This is a genomic window from Dietzia sp. UBA5065 (assembly GCA_002415925.1).
Lineage (GTDB): Bacteria > Actinomycetota > Actinomycetes > Mycobacteriales > Mycobacteriaceae > Dietzia.
The window spans coordinates 1-2,931 of the sequence record DIAZ01000166.1 but is presented as its reverse complement, the minus strand read 5'-3'; the positions used below and the strand labels follow the sequence as shown (position 1 = coordinate 2,931).

Here is a 2,931-nt window from a genome sequence, read left to right as displayed (position 1 = left end):
CCGTCCGCCGCGGCCGGGTCCGCGGCCGGGTCCGGGTCCTGGGCCCCGCCGCCGAGGACCGCCGCGACCATCGCGTGCACGTCGTCCTCCGGCAGCGCCAGCAGGTCGGCGGGGGACAGGGCCCCGGACTCCAGCGCGTCGAGCACGTCCGCGAATCCCGCCGGCGGCGCCGGGGCGGGCCGGCCCCGGACCGTGTCGGCGGCGCGGCGCGCCACCTCGAGGATCTCCTCGACCAGCCGTTCCGTCACCGGGGTGACGGTGAGGTGCGACGACGACGACAAGGCCCCCCGCTCCTGGCCGTACGCCGGTTGCGCCTGCACGGCGATGCCCCTCCGGCCGCACTCGTCCGCCCACAGGTGCGGGTGCACGCGCCGGCCGTCGGGGGCGGAGTCGTCGGCCACCACCGCGATCAGCGGGCCCGGGTCCGAGGAGATCACCCGCAGCCCCTCGATCGCGGACAGCCCCGCCACCAGCCGCGTACTCGCCCGCGCGGTGCGGGCGACCAGCTCGCGCTGGCCGTCGTCGCCGAGCGCCTCGAGCACCGCCCACGCGGCGGCGGCCGGCTCGAGGGGCTTGGAGCCGGCGAGCGTGGGGTTGACCACCGGGTAGCCGGGCCAGTCCACGGTGGCGAACCACGACGCCCGGTGCCGGGCCCGCCCCCGGCTGAGCAGTACCGAGGTGCCCTTGGGGGCGAACCCGTACTTGTGCAGGTCCGCGGAGATGCTCGTCACCCGCGGCACCCGCAGGTCCCACTCCGGGACCGGGGCCTGCTCGGGCGAGTGCGGCCAGAACGGCAGCACCAGCCCGCCCAGACAGGCATCCACGTGCAGGCCGATCCGGGGGTCGTGGTCCGCCACGAGCCCGGCCGCCACCTCCGCGACCGGGTCCACGACGCCGGTCGGGTAGGACGGGGCCGAGACCACCACCAGGCTGGTGTCGCGATCGACCGCGGCCAGGAGGTCGGCCGCGGCGACCCGGCCCGAGGCGGGGTCCACCTCGACGCCCACGAACCGCATCCCCAGCAGGTGGGCCGCCTTGCGGAACGCCGCGTGCGCGGTCACCGGCGCGACGATCGCCCCGCCAGCGCCGGGCGCGTGGCCCGAGACCTCCCTCGCGGCCAGACACGCCAGGACGCAACTCTCGGTGCCGCCCGAGGTGACGACGCCGAACACCTCGTCGTCGTCGGCACCTCCACCGCCACCCGATGCGGCACCGCCTCCGTCACCGGCACCACCTCCGTCACCGGCACTCATGGCGGCACCTCCGTCGACGCCGCCACCTGCGGCGACCCCGGCGCCACCCGGGCCCCCACCCAGGATCTCCCGCACCCGCCCCACGATCTGCCCGTGGATCCGGGCCACCGAGGAGAACACGGTCGGATCCAGCCCGTTGACCCCGTGCGCGAGGGCGGCCGCCCGGATGGCCACCGCGTCGAGCCCGGGGAGCCCGGAGTCGTAGACGTAGGACAGCACGCGGCCGCCGGTCGTCGGCGGATCGGCCGCGCGCATCGCCGCGAGCGACTCCAGGGCCGCCGCGCCCCGCCGCGCGACGGTCTCCGCCAGGGGATCGGTCTCGGGCGAGGCGGATTCGGTCGGGCCGGTCTCCGCCAAGGGGTCGGTCTCGGGCGAGGCGGATTCGGTCGGGCCGGTCTCCGCCAAGGGGTCGGTCTCGGTCGGGTCGGTCGCGGTCGACGCGGATTCGGTCGGGTCGCCCTGCGGGTGATCGGCGGTCATGCGGGCTCCGTCCATCGGGGGTATGCGCGTCCGAGCGCCCGGATCACCAGCAGGCTCGCGCCGGTGAGCAGGGCGGGTACCAGGGAGAACCCCAGCACGATGGCCCAGGTGGCCGTGTCCGGCTGGTCGGCGACCCCGCCGGAGCGGAAGCCGCCGAGCGCGAGGAGGGCCAGCACGACCACCGGCCCCAGTGCCATCGAACCGGTCTCCGACGCCGTCCACAATCCGCTCATCGCACCGCTGCGGCGGCGGCCGCCGAGCTCGCGGTCCATGTCGGTGGCGTCGGGCAGCATCGACATCGGTAGAGCCTGCATCCCGGCGTACGCCACCCCGGCCAGCGCCACCGGGACGTGAATCCACGCACCCGGCCACACGCCCGCCGCGACCAGCATGAGCGCCGCGACGGTGAACAGCGTGGTAGCCGCGGTGAGGGCGGCGATCTTCCCCCGCGCGTGCGCGAAGCGCGCCCACAGCGGCATCACCAGCAGTGCGGGCGCGATCAGCGCGACGAACAGCCCGGTGAGGGCGGCCTCGCTACCCAGCACGTAGGTCGCGACGTACTGGCCACCGGCCAGCATCACCGCGGTGGCCACGGCCTGCAGGCAGAACAGCCCCACCAGGAGCCGAAACGGCCGGGTCACGCGCAGCGCGTCGACCCCGTCCCGGTACTGCGCGCGCAGGCCACCCACCTGGGCGTCGGCCCGCAGCACGGTGCGCCGGCCGGACCCGAAGGTCGCCCACAGCATCCCCGCGAGCATCAGCGCCGCCACGGCCACCGCCATCACCACGTAGCCCGTCGCGCCGCCACCGGCCGCCTCCCGGAGCGCCGGGCCACCGCCGCCCACCGCGAGGATCGTCCCGGCCAACACCGCGACCCGCCAGGCGAGGATCGTCACCCGGACCCCCGAGTCGTCCGTGAGCTCGGCCGGCAGCGCGAGGTAGGGGACCTGGAAGCACGAGTACGCCAGCGAGGCCAGCAGGAAGAATCCCATCACCCACACGCCGGCCGCCGTCGTGCCCCAGTCGGTGGGCGCGGAGAAGGTGGCCACGAACAGCAGCGGCAGGGCCAGGGCGCCGCCGAGCATCAGCCCGGTCCGGCGGCCGCCCCGGTGGGACGCGCGGTCCGACAGCGCCCCGATGAGCGGGTACGCCAGGACGTCGATCACCTTGGGCACCAGCACCAGCACGGTGGCCAGCG

2 protein-coding genes are annotated in these 2,931 nt (G+C 76.1%); both read right to left on the bottom strand.

The genetic code is table 11. The features are described from left to right. Nucleotides 1-1,733: pyridoxal phosphate-dependent decarboxylase family protein (locus B4M60_RS13515; RefSeq protein WP_414646806.1), on the bottom strand; the 1,733-nt coding region annotated here is incomplete at its 3' end. Then, nucleotides 1,730-2,931, bottom strand: a 1,202-nt coding sequence (locus B4M60_RS13510; protein ID WP_291085019.1) for an MFS transporter, incomplete at its 5' end; no start/stop codon positions are given. The genes B4M60_RS13510 and B4M60_RS13515, both read right to left, overlap by 4 nt.